Below are 20181 nucleotides of genomic sequence, written 5' to 3' on the forward strand. Positions count from 1 at the left end.
CCCCGGCCACGCGTTAAAACCCGCCCGGCGCGGCCAACCCGGCCCGCCACGCCCCGCGTTGCCACCCGTCCACGCCCGCCCCCGCCCCGGCAACCTTTCCCCGCTCGGCGGCCACCGAGGAGGGACAGAGCCGACCCAGGAGGACCCATGCCGCCCCTGCCCCCACGCCTACGCCGGCCCCGTGCCCGCTCCGTGGCGCTGCTCGCCGCACTCGCCACGGCCGGCACCCTCGCCGTCAGCACCGCCAACGGCAGCACCCCCGACCGGGCCGCGCCGGCGGACGCCGCCGGCCCGGTGCTCCCCGCGGCCTGGCCGGCCGAGGCCGACGGCTTCGCCTCCGTCAACGCCCTCGGCCAGGACGGTACCTACGGCGGCCGGGACGGCGAGACCGTCACCGTGACCACCGAGGAGGAGCTGCGGCGGTACGCCACCGCCGACGAGCCCTACACCATCCAGGTCGCCGCCGCCATCGAGTACGCCGAAACCGGCGAGGAGATCCCGGTGGCATCCGACAAGACCATCGTCGGCGTGGGCACCACCGGGGAGATCGTCGGCGGCGGGTTCTTCCTCGGCGAGGGCACCCACAACGTGATCATCCGCAACCTCACCATCCGGGACACCTACGACGGCGACTGGGACGGCAAGACCCACGACTGGGACGCCATCCAGATGGATGGCGCCCACCACGTGTGGATCGACCACAACCACCTCACCAGGATGGCCGACGGGCTGATCGACAGCCGCAAGGACACCACCTACCTGACCGTGTCCTGGAACCATCTCAGCGAGCACAACAAGGCGTTCGGCATCGGCTGGACCGAGAACGTCACCGCCGAGATCACCATCCACCACAACTGGCTGCACGAGACCGGGCAGCGCAACCCGTCCGCCGACAACATCGCCCGCGCCCACCTCTACAACAACTACCTGCTGGACGACCCGGCCGGCGACATCAGCATGTCGTACGGCAACTGGGCCAGGGGCGCCACCAACATGGTCCTGGAGAACAGCTACTTCGAGAACGTCCGCGACCCCTACTTCGTGGACCCCGAGGGCCAGTTGGTCGAGCGCGGCAACATCCTCGACAACACCAGCGGCCGGGCCGAGACCCGGGGCGACGGCTTCGACCCGGGCGACTACTACGACTACACCCTGGACGCCGCCGAGGACGTGCCCGAGCTGCTGCGCGCGGGCACCGGCCCACAGGCCGACATCGGCACCAGCGCCCCGGCCGTCGAGGACGCCGACCTGGTGGTGGCGCCCGACGGCAGCGGCGACTTCACCTCGGTCGCCGACGCGGTGGAAGCCGTCCCGGCCGGCAACGACGCCCCGTTCACCATCGCGGTGGAGCCCGGCGTCTACCGGGAGACCGTGCTGGTGCCGCGCGACCGGCCGCACGTCCGGCTGGTCGGCACCGGCGACTCGCCCGACGACGCCACCATCGTCTACAACAACTCGGCCGGCACCGAACGGCCCGACGGCGGCACCTACGGCACCTCGGGCAGTGCCACCTTCGCCGTCGACGCCGACGACTTCCAGGCCACCAACCTGACCTTCGCCAACGACTTCGACGAGGTCGCCAACGCGGACCAGGAAGGCCACCAGGCGGTGGCGCTGCGCACCAGGGCCGACCGGGTGGTGCTGCGCGACATCATCGCCGACGGCGACCAGGACACGCTGCTGCTCGACACCGAGAGCAAGGGCGTCCAGGGCCGGGTGCTGCTGGTGGACTCCACCGTCCGGGGCAACGTGGACTTCGTCTTCGGCCGGGCCACCGCCGTCATCCAGCGCACCGACATCGAGGTCGTCACCCGGCCCGACGGCAGCTCGTCCGGCTACGTCGCCGCCCCCTCCACGGTCGCCGAGCACCCCGGCTTCCTGATCGTGGACAGCCGGATCACCGGCGACGTCTCACCCGGCAGCTACTACCTGGGCCGCCCCTGGTACGCCGGCGGCGACGCGGCGCTGCACCCGCAGGTCGTGGTCCGCGACACCGAGTTGGGCGCCGCGGTGCGCAGCGCCCCGTGGACCGACATGAGCGGCTTCCCGTGGACCGGAGCGCGCTTCGCCGAGTACCGCAACACCGGCGACGGCGCCGGTCAACCAGGCCCGGACCGGCCGCAGTTGACCGACGAGGAAGCCGCGCACCACACCCCCGAGAGCTGGTTGGGGGACTGGACGCCGGCCGGCTGACCACGGACGGCCGGGCGCGCCGGTGTCAGACCCCGGTGGCAGACTTGGGAGCCTGCCACCGGGGCTGGCCCGGTGACCGACGAAAGGCGCGGAGATGGCTCGACGGCGCGGCGGGGTGGCCCGCCGGTGAGACTGCTCCACACCTCCGACTGGCACCTGGGCCGCACCTTCCACCGGGTCGGCCTGCTCGCCGAGCAGGAGGCGTTCCTGGACCACCTGGTCGACACGGTCCGCGCCGAGCGGGTCGACGCGGTGCTGGTCGCCGGGGACGTCTACGACCGGGCGGTGCCGCCGCTTTCCGCCGTCCGGCTCTTCGACGAGGCGCTGCACCGGCTCGCCGCCCTCGACGTGCCCACGGTGATGATCTCGGGGAACCACGACTCGCCGCACCGCCTGGGCGTCGGCGGCCGGCTGCTCGGCCGGGCCGGCATCCACCTGCGCACCCGCCCCGAGGAGTGCGGCACCCCGGTGCTGCTGGCCGACGCGCACGGCGCCGTCGCCGTCTACGGGCTGCCCTACCTGGAGCCCACCCTGACCCGCGAGGCGCTGGGCGCCGCCACCGCCCGGCACCCCGAGGTGCTCGGCGCCGCGATGGCCCAGGTCCGCGCCGACCTGGCCGCCCGCCCGGCCGGCACCCGAGGCGTGGTGCTGGCGCACGCCTTCGTCACCGGCGGCCAACCCTCCGACAGCGAACGGGACATCACGGTCGGCGGGGTCGCCGCCGTGCCGGCCGCCACCTTCGACGGGGTGCACTACGCCGCCCTCGGCCACCTGCACGGCTGCCAGACCATCACCGAGCGGGTGCGGTACTCCGGCTCCCCGCTGCCCTACTCCTTCTCCGAGGCCGGCCACCGCAAGAGCATGTGGCTGGTCGACCTCGACGCGGCCGGCGCGGTCCGCGCCGAGCGGGTCGACTGCCCCGTCGGCCGGCCCCTGGCCCGGCTGCGCGGCCGGCTCGACACCCTGCTCACCGACCCCGGACTCGCCGGCCACGAAGCCGCGTTCGTCGAGGCGACACTCACCGACCCGATCCGCCCCGAGGAGCCCATGGCCCGGCTCGCCGCCCGCTTCCCGCACACCGTCAGCCTGCTCTTCGAGCCGGACCGCCGGACGCCGGACGCCGCCCCGTCCTACGCCAGCCGCCTCCAGGGCCGCACCGACCAGCAGATCACCGAGGACTTCGTCGCCCACGTCCGTGGTGGGCAGGGCCCCGACCAGCCCGAACGCGCCGAGCTGGCCGCCGCGTTGAGCGCCGCCCGGCTGAGGGAGACCGAGCGGTGAGGCTGCACCGGCTCACCCTCACCGCCTTCGGCCCGTTCGGCGGCACCCAGCACATCGACTTCGACCGGCTCGCCGCCGGCGGCCTCGCCCTGCTGCACGGCCCCACCGGCGCCGGCAAGACCTCCATCCTGGACGCCGTCGCCTACGCCCTCTACGGCTCCGTCCCCGGCGCCCGCCAACACAGCGTCCAGGCGCTCCGCAGCGACCACGCCGAGCCGGCGACCCGCACCGAGGTCGTCCTCGAACTCACCGTCGCGGGCCGCCGGTTGGAGCTGACCCGCCGGCCGGAGCAGCTCCGCCCCAAGCGGCGCGGCGGCGGCACCACCCGGGACCGCGCCAGCAGCCTGCTGCGCGAACGCCGCACCCCCGACGGCCCCTGGGAGCCGCTCAGCAGCTCGCACCAGGAGATCGCGCACGAGATCGGCGAGCTGCTCGGCATGAACCGGGACCAGTTCTGCCAGGTGGTGCTCCTGCCCCAGGGCGACTTCGCGCGCTTCCTGCGGGCCAGCGCCGAAGACCGCGCCAAGCTCCTCGGCCGGCTCTTCGACACCCGCAGGTTCCGCGCCGTCGAGGACCACCTGACCGAGCGCCGGATCGCCGCCGCCGAGCGGGTCGCCGCCGGCGACCAGCGGCTGCTCGCCGCCGGCCACCGGGTCCGGCAGGCCGCTGGCGAGCCGCCGGAGCTGGCCGGCCACCGCTGGCCCGAGCTGAGCCCGGGCGACCCGGAGCTGGCCGACGCCGTCCTCGAGTTCGCCGCCCTGGCCCGCTGTGCCGCCCGCGAGCGGCGGGCCGTCGCCGACACGGCCCTCGCCGCGGCCGAGGCCCACCACGCGGCCGCTGAGCGCACCCATGCCGAGACCGTCGAGCGGGCCAGGCTGCGCCAGCGGCACGCCGAGGCCACCGCCCAGGCCGCCGCCTGCCGCGCCCGCGCGGACGAACAGGCCGCCCTGCGCGGCCGGTTGGCGCGGGCCAGAGCCGCCGACACGGTGGCCCCCGCCCGCCGGCTGCGGGACGCCGCCGTCGCCGAGCACGCCCGGGCCGCCGCCGCCGAACGCCAGGCCAGGGCCGCCCTCGGCAGCCCGGAGGAGCCGGCCGGGCCCGACGTCCCGGCCGCCGAACTGGCCGCCGAGGAGCGGGCGGTCCGGCAGCGGATCGGCCAGCTCACGGCCGCCGCCGCCACCGCGGAGCGGGCCGCCGCCATCGCCGCCGAGCTGACCGAGGCGGACGCCCGCGCCACGGCCGCGCGGGCCAGGCTCACCGGCCCCAGCGAGCGGCTCGCCGCCGCCCCGGCCGCGCTGGCCGAGCTGCGCCGCCGCCGGGAGGCGGCCAGCGCCGCCGGCGCCCGGATCGCCGAGCTGACCGAGCGGGTCTCGGCCGTCGAGGCCCGCGCCGCGGCCGCCGACCGGCGGGACGCGCTGGCCGCCGAGCTGCCCGCCGCCCGCGAGGCCGCGCTCGCCGCGCGGGAGCTGGCCGCCGCCGCCTTCGAGCACTGGCTGGTCATCAAGGACCGCCGACTGGCGGGCATCGCCGCCGAGTTGGCGGCCCGGCTGACGCCCGGCGAGCCGTGCGCCGTCTGCGGCTCCGCCGCGCACCCGGCGCCGGCCCCGCCCGCCGCCGACCAGATCGACCGGGCCGCCGAGGAGGCCGCCCAGGCCGCGCACCAGGCCGCCGAGGCCGCCAGGGACGACGCCCAGCGCGAGCTGACCCGGCTCGACGCCGAGCACGCCGCGGCCGAGGCCGCCGCCGGCCCGCCGACCGGCCCCGAGCCGGCCGCCGCCCTCGCCGCGGCCCGCGCCGAACTCGCCGCCGCACGGGAGGCGTTCGCCGCCGAGCCGGCCGCCGCCGCGGCGCTGGCGCGCGCCGAGCGGGAGCAGGCCGAGCTGGCCGAGGCGGCCAGCTCGGCCGAGCGCGAGATCGCCGCCCTGGCCGCGCGCCGCACCACCCTGGAAGCCGAACAGGACGCCCTGCTCGCCGAGTTGACCCGGGTACTGCCCGGCGAGACGAGCCTCCCCCGGCTGGCCGCCGCGCTCGGCCGGCGGGTCGAGGTGGTCGCCGCCGGGCTGCACGCGCGGGTCGAGGCGCTGGCCGCCGCCAGCGCCGCCGCCCGGGCCGCCGAGGAGACCGCCGCCCGCGCCAAGGCCGCCGACGCCCGGCTCGCCGACGCCGCCTTCGACGCCGGGTTCGACACCCCGGCCGCCGCCGTCGCCGCCGTGCTCGGCCAGGCCGAGCAGCGCGCCGCCGAGGAGCGGCTGGCGCGCTGGCGCGCCGAGGAGGCCGCCGTCGCCGCCGTCCTGGCCGACCCGCGCGGCCAGGCGGCCGCCGCCGGCCCGCCGGCCGACCCGGCCGCCAGCCAGGCCGCCCTGGCGGCGGCCACCGCCCGGCTCCGCGCCGCCGCCGCCGAGGAGGCGGCCGCCCGCCAGCGCAGCGCCGAACTCGACGCGCTCGGCGTCGAGTTGACCCGCGAGGCGGCGGCCATCGCGCCGCTGCGCGCGGCCAGCGGCCGGCTCGCCGCCATCGCCGGCCTGACCGCCGGCACCTCCTCGCAGAACGAGTACCGGATGCGGCTGGAGACGTATGTGCTGACCGCCCGCCTGGAGCAGGTCGCCGACGCCGCCAGCGTCCGGCTGCACCGGATGTCCGGCGGCCGCTACGCCCTGGTCCACAGCGACGCCCGCGCCGCGCACCGGGCCCGCTCCGGGCTCGGCCTCCAGGTCTCCGACGCGTGGACGGGCCGCGCCCGGGACACCGCGACGCTCTCCGGCGGCGAGTCCTTCTTCGTCTCCCTGGCACTGGCCCTCGGCCTGGCCGACGTGGTCTCCGCCGAGTCCGGCGGCCGCCGGCTGGACACCCTCTTCATCGACGAGGGCTTCGGCAGCCTCGACGAGCAGTCCCTGGACGAGGTCCTCGACGTGCTGGACGGCCTGCGCGAGCACGACCGGCAGGTCGCCATCGTCAGCCACGTCCCCGACCTGCGGGCCCGCGTCCCCAGCCAGCTGGAGGTGATCAAAACCCGCGCCGGCTCCACCGTCCGCCACCACGACGGCCTCACCGACCCCTGAACCCACCCCGAGCCTGCGGCCTGCGGCCGTGTATCGCAGCCGGCCAATGTCCCCGGCCGCCGCGGCGCCCCCGGGCGGTCAACAATCCGCCACGCGGCGGAAGTTCCGCACCCGGCAGCCGCCTGGCCCACCCGCGCCAACCTGGCAGCGTGGCCGCACACCCACCTGCCGTTGCCGCGGCACGGCGGCGTCCCGCTCCGCGTAGCGGTATTCGCGTCCGGCGTCGAACCACCGCGCGCCCGTACCACCGGCACCCGCCCGCTCACCTCCTACCGTGGCCACGGGTTCGCCGTAGAACACCACACGGCGGCCGCGCCGCAGGGGGGAGCCCTCCGCAGGAACGTGCCAGGGCTCGCCGGAAATTGCTGCGGGGTACCGCTCGACCGTGTGGCTGATGTGACTACGGTGCGGGCGCGGGGCCGCTGCGCGGGTGGGATTCCGCGCCGCACGGGCCGGGCGCCGGCCCGCGAAGGCGCGACGCGAGCACGGCGGCGAGGCGGGACGCGAGCGTCGCCGCAGGCGCCCCTGTGGAGCGGGTCCTGTGGCGGGGCGCAGCGTGACGCACTCCGTGCGACGGCCCGGTGCTCCTGGCACCGTGGTCGACCGGCGCCGCTGGCGCACCGGCGCCCCCGCGCACCAGCCCCGCGCCGCAGGCGCACCCCGCCGCACCCCGCTGCGCGGGCACACCGCGCACCAGCCCCCCGCCGCAGGCGCCCCCGCGGAGCGGCCTCCACGTCCGGCGCGGGGGCCGCCCCCGCGCCGGGGCGCTCCCCCCGCGCCGGGGCGCTCCCCCCGCGCCGGGGCGCTCCCCCCGCGCCGGGGCGCGCCCAGCGCGCCCCGGCATGCGCCGCTCCCCCCGCGGAGCGGAACTCAGCGGCGGGAGAGCAGCGACGTGACGTGGAGGCGGCCGCTGTGGATCCAGACGTCGGAGTACTCGACGGGGCGGTCGTCCGCCAGGTAGGTGACCTGCTGGAGGTACTGCACCGGCGCCCCCGGGGTGAGTTCCAGCGCGTCGGCCACGTCCTTCGCGGCCGCCTCCGCGCTGAAGGTGCGGCGGGCGGTGGCGATCTTCAGGCCGTAGGTGCCCTCCAGCACGCCGAACAGGCTGGCGCCGGTGAAGTCGACGCGTTCGATGCCGGGGGTGACGTCGGTGCGCACGTAGTTGTAGAGCAGCGCGACCGGGCCCTCGTCGGTGCGGCGCAGCCGCACCAGCTCCAGCACGGTGACGCCCGGCACTATGTCGAGCAGCGCGGCGACCGGCCGGGGCGGCTCGATCAGCGAGCAGCGCAGCACGTCGGTGCTGGTGACGACGCCCTGGTGGGCGAAGTCCTCGGAGAGGGTGGTGAGTTTCTGCGCGATGGCCGGCTCGATGGTGGTGGAGGTGACGAACGTGCCGCGGCCGCGCACCTGCCGCAGCAGCCCCTCCTCGATCAGCGTGGCCAGGGCGCGGCGCACGGTGCCCCGGCTGACGCCCAGCTCCTGGGCGAGTTCCGGTTCGCTCTTGAGGCGGTAGTGAGCGGGCCACTCGCCCATGGCGATGCGTGACCTGATGTGCTCCGAGATCTGGGCGTGGATCGCCATCGGGACGTCGCGCTTGATGTCCGGACGGTCCGCCTCGTTCGGCGTGGCGCTCACTGTTGCTCTTCTCTCCATCCCTGCGTGCGGTCGGCCGGCACCCGGCCGGGACCGCGCGCGACGCCCGCGGTCCCGACCGGGGTGCCGGCCGGGACCGCGGGACGGCCGGTCAGTAGCTCGTGGTGCTCTCGTCACCGGTGTCGGTGACGATCGAGATCCCGGCACTGGTGCCCAGCAGGACCGCGCCCGCGCCGAGCAGGCCGAGCGCCTGCCGGTAGGTCTTGATCGAACCGGAAGCCTTGACGAGGACCCCGTCACGGGCCCGCTCGACAAGGTATCGAATGCTCTCCGGGTTCGCCGTCTCGATCTGCCCGCTGCTGGCGTTCTTCAGGTACTTCGCGCCGGCCTCCATGGCCAGTTCGACCGCGGCCTGCTTCTCCGCCTCGGTGAGCAGGGGCAGTTCGAGCATGACCTTGACGGGCAGTCCGCTGGCCCGGACGACGCCCGCGATGTCCTCGCGGAAGTCGTCGTACCGGCCGCTCTTGAGCCAGCCGACCTGGACGCCGATGTCGATCTGGGTGGCGCCGAGCCGGGCGATCTCGGCCGCCTCGGCGGCCTTGCCGGCGCTGGTCATCACGCCGACGGTGGGGAAGTCGAGCGCGGAGGCGACCTCGATGCCGGTGCCCCGCAGCTCGGCGGCGACCACCGGCACCCAGGAGGCGGAGACCATGGCGGCGTTGAAGCCGTGGGTGACGGCCTCCCGGGCGTGGGCGACCATGTCGTCGAGGGTGGCGTCGGCGTCGATCCGGGTGTGCTGGATGTAGGGGGCCAGCTCGGCGGGCTGGAGCTCCGTGGTGGTGAGGGTCGTTTCCGTCACGTCAGGTCGTCTCTCTGTACGGTGCGCGTCCCGGTGCGGTGCGCGCTGGTGGTGCTGGCTGAACGGGGCTGGCTGAACGGGTGGGGGCCGGGCCGGGCCCGGCGGTCAGAGCTTGTCGGCGTAGTAGTCGGGCGCGATGACGCCGTCGCCGCCGAACCACCTGGGCACGTCGACGCCGCAGAACAGGCCGATGTTGCCCCAGGGCTCGAAGGCGCCGGTGCGCACGATGACCTTGGCCTGCCGGGCGGTCTCGCCGAGCATCTCGGCGTGCGTGCGGGTGGTGAACTCGGCGTCGGCGAACCGCCCCTGGAGCCACTCGTCGAGCCGCGGGTTGTTGCTGGGCACGTCGTCGGCGCGGACCACGCCCTCCACGACCAGCTCGTCGGCGATCAGGCCGAGCACGGTACGCAGGTCGGGCAGGTTCTCGGCGATGGCGAGGTCCACGCGGTGGGCGTCGCGGGGGATGGGGAAGCCGGCGTCGACGACCATGATCAGGTCGGTGTGGCCGAGGGTGGCGAGAGCGCCGCTGAGGCGGTCGTTGAGGATTCCGGTGCGCTTCATCGTCGCGGTCCTTCCGTGGGTGGGGATGGGGCTGGTGGGTGGGCCGGCCGGCTTCGCCGGCGTCGGCCGACCGGTCAGGCGGCGGACTCCGTCGGCGGGTCGTCGGGCGCGGGGCCGTCGGGCGCGGTCGTCATGCCGGTGGCGAGCGCCATGATCGACTCCTCCGTCGCGGTGGCGGTGTCCACCACGTCGGCCAGCCGGCCCTGGCTGAGCACGGCGATCCGGTCGGTGAGGGTGAGCAGTTCCGGCAGGTCGGAGGAGGAGCACAGGATCGCCAGGCCCTGTTCGGCCAGCGCGAAGAGCTGCTCGTAGATCTCCGCCTTGGCGCCGACGTCGACACCGCGGGTCGGCTCGTCGAGGATGAGCACGCCCGGGTCGATGGCCAGCCAGCGGGCCAGCACGGCCTTCTGCTGGTTGCCGCCGGACAGGTTGGTGATCGGCGTCTCCAGGCTGGCGGTCTTCACCCGCATCCGGGCGGCCCGCTCGCCGGCGTCCCGGTCGAACGCCCGGCGCCGCACGAAGCCGAAGCGGCTGAGCGTGCCGGTGGTCAGCACCCCGATGTTCTCGCCGACGCTCATCGTGGTGAGCAGCCCCTGCGCGCGCCGCTCGCCGGGCACGAAGGCGAGCTTCCGCTCGACGCTGCTGATCGGGTCGCGCCGCGGATAGTCGCTGCCGAGCACCTCGACGGTGCCGCCGGTGCCCTTGTCGCCGCCGAAGATGTTGTGCAGCAGCTCCACCCGGCCGGAGTCGGGCAGCCCGGCGACGCCGAGGATCTCGCCGGGGCGCACGTCGAAGGTGATGTCGGCGTGCCGGCGGCCGCTCAGCCCGGTGACGGCCAGCGCGGGCCGCCGGTCGGGCCGGCCGCGGCGCTCCCGCTCCTCGAACTGGCCGAGTTCCCGGCCGACCATGGCGGCGACCGCCTGGTCGGGCGTGGTCTCGGCGGTCCGCCAGGAGGCGACGTGGGCGCCGTCCCGCAGCACCTCGATCTGGTCGGTGAGCCGGAAGATCTCCGGCATCCGGTGCGACACGTAGAGCATCGTGGTGCCGGCCGCCTTCAGCCGCGCCATCAGCGCGAACAGCCGCTCGGCCTCGGCCGGGGTGAGCATCGCGGTCGGCTCGTCCAGGATGAGCACCCGGCAGCCGCGGGCGATCGAGCGGGCCACCACGACCAGCTGCTGGGTGGCCAGGTCGATGGACCGGGCGGTGGCGCCCGGGTCGAGGTCCAGCTCCAGCTCGGCGAGGAGTTCGGCGGTGCGGTCCCGCATCCGCCGCCGGGACGGGAACCAGCGGTGTCCAGGCTCGACACCGGCCAGCACGTTCTCGGCGACGCTGCGGTCCGGCAGCAGCGACAGCTCCTGCGGGACGATCGCCACGCCGTGCCGGCTGAGCACGGTGCTCGGGTCGAAGGTGGTGACCTGCTCGCCGAACACCGTGACGGTGCCGGAGCTGGGCGGCTGGAGGCCGGCGAGGATCTTCAGCAGGGTGGACTTGCCGGCGCCGTTCTCGCCGAGCAGCGCGGTGATCTCGCCGGTCGGGACGTCGAACCCGACGTCGGTGAGGGCGCGGACCGGGCCGAAGTTCCGGCTGAGTCCCCGGACGCTGACGGCGGGCGTGCCGTCCCCGGCGGCGGGCGGCCGCTCGGTCGGTGCGGTGTGGGTGGCCATCAGCCCTCCACCGTGGCGTCGGCGAGGTTCTCCTCGGTGATGAACTCGGAGCCGGTGTCGACGCCGCTGATCTCGGTGCCCTCGACCAGGAAGTCGTGCAGCACCTTCACGGCCTGGTAGCCCTGCTCGGCCGGGTTCTGGCTGATGCTGAAGTCGATGACGCCGCCGTCGATGTAGTCGGCGGTGGCCGGCAGCAGGTCGAAGCCGACCACGGCGATCTCGCCCGTGTTGCCGGACTGCTGGACCCACTGCGCGGCGGCGGTGGTGGAGCAGCAGTCGAGGCCGGCTATCGCGGCCACCCCGGACTGGCCGGACATGGTGGACTCGACCGTGTTGTAGGCGGCGTTGGGCTCGTTGCCGACGTTGACCGGGCCGACGACCTCCAGGTCGGAGCCGGCGAGCGCCTCCTCGAAGCCGCCGAACCGGTCGTGCGACCAGCCGGCGCCGGTGTCCACGGAGAAGACGACCACCTTGCCGGTGGCGTCCGGGCCGAGCACGTTCAGCAGTTCCTCGGCCTCGGCGGCGCCGGAGCCCCGCAGGTCCTGGCCGACGAAGCCCATCTGCTCGGAGTCCGGGTTGTCGGTGTTGAACGAGACGATCGGGATGCCGGCGTTGTACGCCTGCGCGATCACCGGCTTGAGGGCGTCGCTGGAGGACGAGGAGACCGCCAGGCCGTCCACCGACTTCTGCTGGATGAGGGTCTGCAGCTCCGAGACCTGCTTGGCGGCGTCCCCGCCGGTCGGCCCGATCAGCTGGACGTCCGCGCCGAACTCGTCGGCGGCCCGCTCCATGCCGGCGCTGATCGGCGCGGCGAAGGCGAGCGACGGGTCGTGGTAGCTGAGCTTGATGCGCATCGGCTGGCCGTCGTCGATGCGGTCCTGGATGTGGTCGGCGAGCTGGAACCCGCCGTCGGCGGTGGACCCGCCGTTCTCCGCGGTGATCATGCCGCATCCGCTGGCGGCGAGCGCGGTGGCGGCGAGGACGCCGGCCGCCAGGAACCGGCGGGTGGTGGTGCGAAGGGACATCGGAACTCCTTTGTCGTGTCCGGGCACGGGGGCGGTGGGCTGCGAGGGGTGGCGGGAGGCGGGGGCGTCAGGCCCGCGTCTTGCGCTTCCGCTGCCAGGTGTCGGCGGCCACCGCGGCGATGATCACCAGGCCGGTGACGATGGTCTGCCAGAAGGACGAGATGCCCTTGATGTTGAGGATGTTCTGCAGGAGACCGATGAAGGCGACGCCGATCACGGTGCCCCACATCGTGCCGGAGCCGCCGAAGAGCGCCGCGCCGCCGATGATCACCGCGGAGATGACGGTCAGCTCCAGGCCGCTGCCGGTGACGCCCTGCACGTAGGAGAGGAACGACAGGCCGAGCACGCCGGCGACCGCGGCGGTGAAGCCGGAGAGCACGAACGCGGTCAGCTTGACCCGCTTGACGTTGATGCCGACCAGCCGGGCCGCCTCCTGGTTGCCGCCCACCGCGTAGGTGTTGAAGCCGAGCCGGGAGCGGGACAGCAGCAGGATGCCGACCGCGGCGATCAGCGCGAAGAACACGAACTGCATCGGCACGACGCCGAACAGCCGGCCCTGCCCGAGCAGGTTGAAGTCGGCGACGCCGTCCTGGCTGGAGCTGAGCGAGATCGGCGCGCCGTCGGAGATCAGCAGCGCCACACCGCGGTAGACGCTGAGCGTGCCCAGCGTGACGATGAACGACGGGACGCCGAGCCCGACCACGGCCAGGCCGTTGAGCAGGCCGGCCAGCGCGCCGACCGCGAGGCCGGCGAGGATCGCCAGCGGCCAGGCTCCGCCCTCGGAGATGATCATGCCGGTGGTGATCGCCGACAGGGCGTAGATCGAGCCGACGGACAGGTCGATCTCGCCGTTGACGATGACGAAGGTCGCGCCGATCGCCATGATGCCGATCTGGGCTATCTGCTGGCCGACCGAGAGCAGGTTGTCGGAGGAGGCGAAGCTGGGCGACAGCACGGTGCCGAGGGCGAAGAGCAGTACCAGCGCCGCGAAGACTCCGGACTCGCGGGCCTGGAGCAGCGCGCGGAAGTCGAAGGACGCCCGCGCCGGTGCGGTGGTCGTGGTCATCTGGGGGTTCCAATCTCGGTCTTCAGGTGCTCCCGGGTGGGGAGGGCGGGGATGACACCGGCCACGGAGACCGTGTGGGCGCCGGCCGCGGCGGCGAAGCCGACCGCGGTGGTCAGCCGCTGCCCGCCGGCCAGGGCGGTGGCGAGCGCGGCGGTGAAGGAGTCGCCGGCGCCGGTGGTGTCGACGACCCGGGCGGCCCGGCGGGCGGGCACCACCTGCGGGGCGCCGTCCTGGTCGGCCGCGTCGGCGACCAGCGCGCCGGCGCCGCCGCGGGTCAGCACCACGGAGCCGCCGGTGCGGGCGCGCAGCGCGGCGACCAGGTCGGCGTCGCCGAGGCCGTGGCCTTCGGCGAGGCCGAGCAGCACCGGGGCCTCGGTCTGGTTCGGGGTGAGCACGTCGATCAGTGGCCAGTCCGCGTCCGCCAGCGGGCGGGCCGGGGCCGGGTTGAGAAGCGTGGTGGTGCCCTCCTCGCGTCCGATCCGCAGGGCGGCGCTGACCGCGTCGGCCGGGATCTCCATGGAGACGACCAGCACGTCGGCCGCGGCGATCGCCGGGCGGAACGCGGCCACCGACTCGGCGGTCAGCTCGTCGAGGGCGCCGGGGGCGATCGCGATGCGGTTCTCGCCGGAGGGCTCGACCAGGATGAAGCCGACCATGGTCGGCCCCCGCCCGGTCACCACCTGACCGGCGTCGACGCCCTCGGCCTCCCACAGGGCGCGGGCGGCGTGGCCGTACGCGTCGTCGCCGACGGCGGTGAGGAAGGCGACGTCGGCGCCCAGGCGGGCGGCGCCGATGGCCTGGTTGGAGCCCTTCCCACCGGGGCCCTCGGCGAAGGCGCCGTCCGAGACGGTCTCACCCGCGGCGGGCGCCTTGGGCACCCGCATGGTCAGACCGACCCCGTAGCTTCCGACAACTGCGATCTTCATTGATGCACACCGGCTCTTTTTGTACGTGGACAACCGTGGACATGGGGGAGCGTATGTACAGGGATGTTCGCAGTCAAGAGGGGGTGATGCGCGGATTTCTGTCCGCTTTCTCCCGCCGTTCACCCACCGCGGACCCGGCGCGGAACCCGCCGCGGACCCGGCGCGCGCCGCCCGCCCACGCCGCCCGACGGCCGGCGGTTCGGGAGACTGGCTGACCCGCCGTCAACGGACCCGCGAACGAGGGGAGATCGATGTCGTGGCTGACGTGCCGACAGCTGAGGCGCTCCGCGCCTGGGGCCAGGTGGAGATCGTCGGGCCGCTCGCCGGCGGGCACCGCGACGAGGTGCTGGAGCTGCGTCGGGCCGGGCGGCGGCTGGTCGCCCGCCGCGGCCGGCGGACGCCGGCGGCCCTGGACTGGGAGCTGGACCTGCTGGAGTTCCTGGCCCGGCACGGGTTCCGGGTCCCCGAGGTAGTCCCCACCCTGACCGGCGCCCGTCACCTGGGAGGGCTGGTCGTGTGGCGCTGGCTGCCCGGCCGGCCGCCGACCGCCGCCGACTGGCCCCGGGTGGCGGCGGAACTGGCCAGGCTGCACCGGCTCACCAGGGGCTGGCCGCAGCGCCCCGGCTTCCGCTCCACCGCCCAGCTGCTCGACCACCCGCGCGGCGGCGACGTGGACCTCACCGCCATGCCGGCCGCGGCCGCCGACCGCTGCCGGGCCGCCTGGCGCGTCCTGCTGGCCGACCACCACCGGCCGCCCGCCGTGGTGCACGGCGACCCGGGGGCGCCGAACCTGCGGATCACCGCGGCGGGCGTCGGCTTCCTGGACTGGGACGAGGCCCGGGTCGACCACCCGGACCTGGACCTCGCCGACCTGCCCGACCCCGGGCTGCCGCCGGCCCGGCTCGCGGCGGCCCGGGCCGCCGGCCACGCCTGGGAGGCCGCCTGCTGCTGGCGCGCCGAGCCGGCCTACGCCCGCCGCCGGCTGGCCACCCTCGACCGCCCGAGCCCGTCAACCCCCTGAGCGCCCGGGGCGGTTACCCCGGCGCGGTTGCTCTTGGGCGGCGATGGCCGGGCCGGCGGGGAGCACGCCCGGGCTGTCGCGGTCGCCGCGGGCGACGGGAGACAACCCGGCCCGCTCGGCGCCCGCGGGCCGCCGGCGGCGTCCGTGCCGGGCCGCCGCCGGCAGGCATCAGCGGCGGCCCGGGCGACGTCAGAGCAGGGCCAGCTCCGTCTCCAGGTCGTCCAGGCCGAGGGAGCCGAGGGAGAGCGCCGCCATGTGCCACTTCTTCGCGTCGAAGCCGGAGCCGCGCGCCGCGCGGGCCGCGTCCCGGCCCCGCAGCCAGGCCCGCTCGCCCAGCTTGTAACCGATCGCCTGCCCCGGCGTGCTCAGGTAGCGCACCAGCTCGCTGGCGACGAACTCCGGCGGCCGGCCGCTGTGCCGCTGGAAGAACTCCCCACCCAGCTCCGGCGTCCAACGCTCACCGGGCCGGAACGGCGAGTCCGCCGGGATCGGCAGCTCCAGGTGCATCCCGATGTCGATGATCACCCGCACCGCCCGCATCATCTGGCAGTCCAGGTAGCCCAGCCTGGTCTCCGCCGTGGTCAGGAACCCCAGCTCGTCCATCAGCCGCTCCGCGTACAGCGCCCACCCCTCCATGTTGGCGCTGACCCCGCCCACCGTCGTCTGGTAGCGGGACAGTTCGTCCGCGACGTGCACCCACTGCGCCAGCTGGAGGTGGTGTCCTGGCACCCCCTCGTGGTACCAGGTGGAGACCAGGTCGTAGACCGGGAACGAGGTCTGCCCCATGGTCGGCAGCCAGGTGCGGCCCGGCCGGACGAAGTCCAGCGAGGGGCCCGTGTAGTAGGGCGCCGCCGCGCTGCCGGCCGGCGCGATCCGGGCCTCCACCCGCTTGATCCGCTCGGCCAGCTCGAAGTGCGTGCCGTCCAGCGCCTCGATCGCCTCGTCCATCAGCCGCTGCAACCACTCCCGCACCTCGTCCACGCCGTGGATCAGGGTGCCGTGCTCGTCGAGGTGCCGCAGCGCCGCCCACGGGTCGGAACCGGGCAGCACCCGGTCCGCCTCGGTCAGCATCTCCGCGCGTAGCCGGTGGAACTCGGACCAGCCGTAGGCGTACGCCTCGTCCAGGTCGAGATCCGTGCCGTTCCAGTACCGCGCCCAGCGGGCGTACCGCTCCCGGCCGACCACGTCGCGCCCGTCGGCCACCAGCGGCGCGTACTCCGCCCGCAGCCAGTCGCGCAGCTCGGCGACCGCGGCCGTGGCGCCCCGGGCCGCCTCGGCCAGCTCCGCCCGCAGCGCCTCGGGCCCCGGCGCCACGAAGTCCCCGAACCAGCCGTCCGGCGTGCCCAGCCACTCGCCCAGCCGGTCCAGGGTCTCCGTCACCTGCCGCGGCCCGGCCAGCGACCGCCCGTCCAGGCCCGCCCGCAGCGTCTCCCGGTAGCCGGCCAGCGCCTCCGGCACCGCCCGCAGCCGGGCCGCGATGTCCGCCCAGTCCGACTCGCTCCCGGTCGGCATGATGGTGAAGATGGTCCGCACCCGGTGCACCGGCGCCGACAGGCTGCTCAACGTCCGCAGCTCCTCGCCGGCCTCGGTCACCGCCAGCTGGGCCGTCAGCCGCTCCCGCAACAGCCGGCCGCAGCGCCGCTCGCCGGCCGCGTCCGCCCCCGGGGCCGCCTCGGCCGCGGTCAGCCGGGCCAGCGTCCCGCGCGTCAGCTCCGCCCTCGCCTCGATCCCGCGCGGCGAGAAGTCGGGCAGCCGGCGGGCGCTGCCGGGGTCGCCGAGGAAGCTGCCGGTGATCGGGTCGACGTCGATCAGCTCGTCCACATAGGTGTCGGCGAGCTGGCGGGGGAGCGGGGTGCCTGTGTCAGCCATGGAGCCATCCTGGTACGGGAGTCGATGTTCGTCACCATCGTTCCCAGGAACGGCCGGCCAACGCCCCCGGCCGCCCCCCCCGCCCACTCCTCCCACCGCGGAGCCCGTTCCCTCGCGGCTCAACCGCCCAGCCGGGCCGACACCACCAGCGCGTCCGCCTCCGGTTCCTCGGTCAGCGGCAGCCCGGTGGCGCGCAGCGCCCCCAGCAGCTCCGCGTCCCCGGGCCGGGTGACGGCGTAGACGCCGGCCGACCGGCGCGCCACCGCCAACGAGACCAGCTTCCCCAGCAGCGCGCCGCCGACGCCCCGCCGCTGCCAGGCGTCCGCCACCAGCAACGCCACCTCCGACTCACCGTCGTCCCACAGCAGATGCCCCAGCCCCAACAGCTCGCCGTCCGCCGACTGCGCCGCCACGCTGCACCCGTGCCGCCCGTCCAGCAGATGGCGCAGGTAGCCGTCCGCCTCGCCGGCCCCGCCCGGGTACCGCTGCGCCAGCGTCGCGGGGGAGCACCTGCGGTGCAGGTCCAGGGCGCCCGGCAGGTCGTCCGCCCCCACCCGGCGCAGCCACACGCGTTCCCCACCGGCGAGTTCCGCCTCGGTCAGCGCCGCGCCGTGCCGTGTGGTTCCGGCGTCCGGCGTGGCGCAACCGCGTCCCGACCGGTATCCGTCGACCCGCCCGGCCAGAGCCGGACGGGGGAGGCGCAGCGTCGGTCGCGGAGTGTCCCACTTATCCATGACTGCACTGTCGTATCTGGTTATTGCCTGGTCACGAACGAGCTGTGACCGACGGGTAAAGGAGGGTCACGGACCGGTCCCGAACGCCGCAGCCGGCCCCCGACTGGACAGCGCCCCATCCCACTTGGTGGGATGGGGCCGTGGCTGACGACGCCCTGCTGGAGACCTTCGAGACGCACCGGCCGACCCTCTTCGGGGTCGCCTACCGGATGCTCGGGCGGGTCACCGACGCCGAGGACGTCGTCCAGGAGGCCTGGCCCCGCTGGTCGGCCGCCGACCGGACCGACGTCCGGGACCCGCGCGCCTACCTGGTGCGGGTGGTGACCCGGCTGGCCATCGACCGGATGCGGGAGCACGCCGCGCGCCGCGAGAGCTACGTCGGGCCCTGGCTGCCCGAGCCACTGCCCACCGACCGCGCCGCGCCGGCCGCCGCCCCCGACGGCGCCGACCGGGCGGTCCTCGCCGACACCGTCTCCTACGCGGTGCTGCTGCTGATGGAGTCGCTCTCCCCGCTGGAGCGCGCGGTGTTCGTGCTGCGCGAGGCGTTCGGCCTCGGCTACCAGGAGATCGCCGAGGCCCTCGGCCGCGACCAGCCCGCCGTCCGGCAGCTCGCCGTCCGGGCCCGCCGGCACATGGCCGAGCGCCGCCCCCGCTACCAGGTCGACGCCCAGGGCCAGCGCGCCCTCACCGAACGCTTCCTGGCCGCCGCCCTCGACGGCGACCTGGAGACCCTGCTGGCGACGCTGGCCGCCGACGTGACCCTGCTCGGCGACGGCGGGGGCAGCGCCAAGGCGCCGCTGCGGGAGATCCAGGGCACCGACAAGGTCAGCCGCTTCCTCGCCGCCATCGGCCCGCAGGCACCCGCCGGCGGGGTCCCCGAGTTCGGCGAGTTCAACGGCATCCCCGGGGTCCATGTCGTCGAGCCCGACGGCTCCGCCGGGGTGGTTCTGCTGGAGATCGCCGACGGCCTGGTGCACCGCGTCTACCTGATCACCAACCCGGCCAAGCTGTGCCACCTCACCCGCTGACCCGGCCGCCGCCGCCCGGCCCCGGGCCGGGCGCTGGCGACAGCGCGATCCGGCGCCGCACCGGGTCCACGGCGACGATCCGCACGCTGATGAGGTCGCCGACCTCGGGGTGCGCATCGGCCAACTCCCCGACGGGCAGCAGCCCTTCGAGGCCGTCGGCGCGGTCCTCGACGCGGACGAAGACCCCGATCGGCGCGCGCTTGGTCACCGGCCCGGTGACCACCCGCCCCACCCGCCCCACCCGCCCCACCAGCCCCGGCCACGGGTTCTCCCGAGGCGCCCGCAGCGACAGGGCCAGCACCGCCGGCCCGCCGTCGAGCACCTCGACCGTGACCAGCTGACCGACGCGGACCACGTCGGTCGGGTGGCGCACCGGACGCCAGGACAGCTCCGGCAGGTTGATCATCCCGGTGCGGCCGCCGAGGTCCACGAAGGTGCCGCCGAAGCCGGCGATCTCCGTCACCCTGCCGGTCACGACCTGCCCCCGCCGCGGCGCCGCCGGCCGGTCACCCGGCCGGTCGGGGGTCACAGGCCGCCGGCCACCCGCAGCACCGTGCCGGTCGTGTAGGACGCGTCCGGCGACAGCAGCCAGGCCACCGCGCCGGCCACCTCGGCCGGCTCGCCCGGCCGCCCCAGCGGGATCTGCGGCGCCTTCCGCCAGGGCCGCTCCGCGTCGCCCATCGCCGCGTGCATCTCGGTCAACACGATGCCGGGGCGCACCGAGTTGACCCGCACCCCGTCCGGCGCCAGCTCCTTCGACAGCCCCACCGTCAGCGCGTCGACCGCCGCCTTGCTCGCCGCGTAGTGCACGTACTCGCCGGGGCTGCCCAGCGAGGCGGCGGCCGACGAGATGTTCACGATCGCGCCGCCGGCACCCCCGTGCCGGGTGGACATCGCCAGCGCCGCCCGGCGGGCACACCACAGCGCGCCCAGCAGGTTGACCTCCACCACCTGCCGCATCACCTCCGTCGGCGTCTCGGTGAACCGGCCCAGCGGACCGGTGATCGCCGCGTTGTTGACCAGCCCGGTCACCGGGCCGAGCGCCTCGGCCGCGGTGGTGAAGAGCCGGTCCACGTCGGCCTCGTCGCTGACCTCGCCCGGCACCACCACCGCCGCGCGGCCCAGCGCCCGGACCCGCTCCGCCACCTCGTCGGCCGCCGCGACGTCGCGCCGGCAGCCGATCGCCACGTCGTGCCCCTCCTCGGCCAGCCGCACCGCCACCGCCGCGCCGATGCCCCGACCGCCACCCGTCACCACCGTCACGGGGCGACGTTCCGCCCGCTCGTCCACGTTTGTCATATC

Annotated in this window: 16 protein-coding genes; 5 read left to right on the forward strand and 11 right to left on the reverse strand. The window is 75.5% G+C overall.

The features are described from left to right. Window positions 1–147: 147 nt before the first annotated feature. From RM844_RS06325 to RM844_RS06335, 3 genes are all read left to right on the forward strand, one after another. The gene (locus tag RM844_RS06325; protein WP_311665719.1) at window positions 148–2193 is read left to right on the forward strand and encodes a pectinesterase family protein; all 2046 of its coding nucleotides are present in this window, start codon (window positions 148–150) and stop codon (window positions 2191–2193) included. Window positions 2194–2319: 126 nt separating this feature from the next. Then, complete coding sequence (locus tag RM844_RS06330) at window positions 2320–3474, forward strand: exonuclease SbcCD subunit D (RefSeq protein WP_311665721.1); 1155 nt, start codon at window positions 2320–2322, stop codon at window positions 3472–3474. Continuing rightward, window positions 3471–6533 (forward strand): AAA family ATPase, encoded by a 3063-nt coding sequence (locus RM844_RS06335; protein ID WP_311665723.1) that lies wholly within the window; start codon window positions 3471–3473, stop codon window positions 6531–6533. The genes RM844_RS06330 and RM844_RS06335 overlap by 4 nt, the downstream gene beginning before the upstream one ends. A gap of 870 nt (window positions 6534–7403) precedes the next feature. On the opposite strand, the gene RM844_RS06340 is transcribed toward RM844_RS06335, so the two are convergent. The 7 genes from RM844_RS06340 to RM844_RS06370 all read right to left on the reverse strand — a co-directional run bounded on the left by RM844_RS06340 (window position 7404) and on the right by RM844_RS06370 (window position 14227). After that, window positions 7404–8114 (reverse strand): GntR family transcriptional regulator, encoded by a 711-nt coding sequence (locus RM844_RS06340; RefSeq protein WP_394814456.1) that lies wholly within the window; start codon window positions 8112–8114, stop codon window positions 7404–7406. Between the two features lie 163 nt (window positions 8115–8277). Next, complete coding sequence (gene deoC / locus RM844_RS06345) at window positions 8278–8985, reverse strand: deoxyribose-phosphate aldolase (RefSeq protein WP_311665727.1); 708 nt, start codon at window positions 8983–8985, stop codon at window positions 8278–8280. A 105-nt stretch (window positions 8986–9090) separates the two neighbouring features. Beyond that, entirely contained in the window at window positions 9091–9546 is a 456-nt protein-coding gene (gene rbsD / locus RM844_RS06350; RefSeq protein ID WP_311665729.1) for a D-ribose pyranase, read from the reverse strand. Window positions 9547–9620: 74 nt separating this feature from the next. Beyond that, window positions 9621–11210: a sugar ABC transporter ATP-binding protein gene (locus tag RM844_RS06355; RefSeq protein WP_311665731.1), complete on the reverse strand. Its 1590-nt coding sequence runs from the start codon at window positions 11208–11210 to the stop codon at window positions 9621–9623. After that, window positions 11210–12235, reverse strand: coding sequence for a sugar ABC transporter substrate-binding protein (locus RM844_RS06360; protein WP_311665733.1), 1026 nt, complete (start codon window positions 12233–12235; stop codon window positions 11210–11212). Before RM844_RS06360 ends, RM844_RS06355 begins: the two co-directional genes overlap by 1 nt. Window positions 12236–12302: 67 nt before the next feature. Beyond that, window positions 12303–13301, reverse strand: a complete 999-nt coding sequence (locus tag RM844_RS06365) for an ABC transporter permease (RefSeq protein WP_226075587.1) — start codon at window positions 13299–13301, stop codon at window positions 12303–12305. After that, a complete protein-coding gene (locus tag RM844_RS06370; RefSeq protein ID WP_311665737.1) occupies window positions 13298–14227 on the reverse strand; it encodes a ribokinase in 930 nt (309 codons plus the stop codon). Before RM844_RS06370 ends, RM844_RS06365 begins: the two co-directional genes overlap by 4 nt. Window positions 14228–14483: 256 nt before the next feature. Between RM844_RS06370 and RM844_RS06375 the strand changes: the two genes are divergently transcribed. Next, entirely contained in the window at window positions 14484–15248 is a 765-nt protein-coding gene (locus RM844_RS06375; RefSeq protein ID WP_311665739.1) for a phosphotransferase enzyme family protein, read from the forward strand. A 189-nt stretch (window positions 15249–15437) separates the two neighbouring features. Here the strand turns inward: RM844_RS06375 and RM844_RS06380 are convergent, their stop codons facing one another. Then, complete coding sequence (locus tag RM844_RS06380; RefSeq protein WP_311665741.1) at window positions 15438–17117, reverse strand: DUF885 domain-containing protein; 1680 nt, start codon at window positions 17115–17117, stop codon at window positions 15438–15440. 119 nt (window positions 17118–17236) lie between these two features. Then, entirely contained in the window at window positions 17237–17851 is a 615-nt protein-coding gene (locus RM844_RS06385; RefSeq protein ID WP_311665743.1) for a GNAT family N-acetyltransferase, read from the reverse strand. Window positions 17852–17991: 140 nt separating this feature from the next. Between RM844_RS06385 and sigJ the strand changes: the two genes are divergently transcribed. Beyond that, window positions 17992–18879 (forward strand): RNA polymerase sigma factor SigJ, encoded by an 888-nt coding sequence (gene sigJ, locus RM844_RS06390; protein WP_311665745.1) that lies wholly within the window; start codon window positions 17992–17994, stop codon window positions 18877–18879. Here sigJ and RM844_RS06395 read toward each other — a convergent pair. Both RM844_RS06395 and RM844_RS06400 read right to left on the reverse strand, forming a co-directional pair. Then, window positions 18869–19408, reverse strand: coding sequence for a S1 RNA-binding domain-containing protein (locus tag RM844_RS06395; RefSeq protein ID WP_311665747.1), 540 nt, complete (start codon window positions 19406–19408; stop codon window positions 18869–18871). The genes sigJ and RM844_RS06395 overlap by 11 nt on opposite strands. After that, window positions 19405–20178, reverse strand: coding sequence for an SDR family NAD(P)-dependent oxidoreductase (locus RM844_RS06400; RefSeq protein WP_311665749.1), 774 nt, complete (start codon window positions 20176–20178; stop codon window positions 19405–19407). The genes RM844_RS06395 and RM844_RS06400 overlap by 4 nt, the downstream gene beginning before the upstream one ends. Between the last annotated feature and the right edge of the window lie 3 nt (window positions 20179–20181).

The sequence above is a fragment of the Streptomyces chisholmiae genome, from assembly GCF_031845445.1.
In the GTDB taxonomy this organism is placed as follows: Bacteria; Actinomycetota; Actinomycetes; order Streptomycetales; family Streptomycetaceae; genus Streptomyces; species Streptomyces chisholmiae.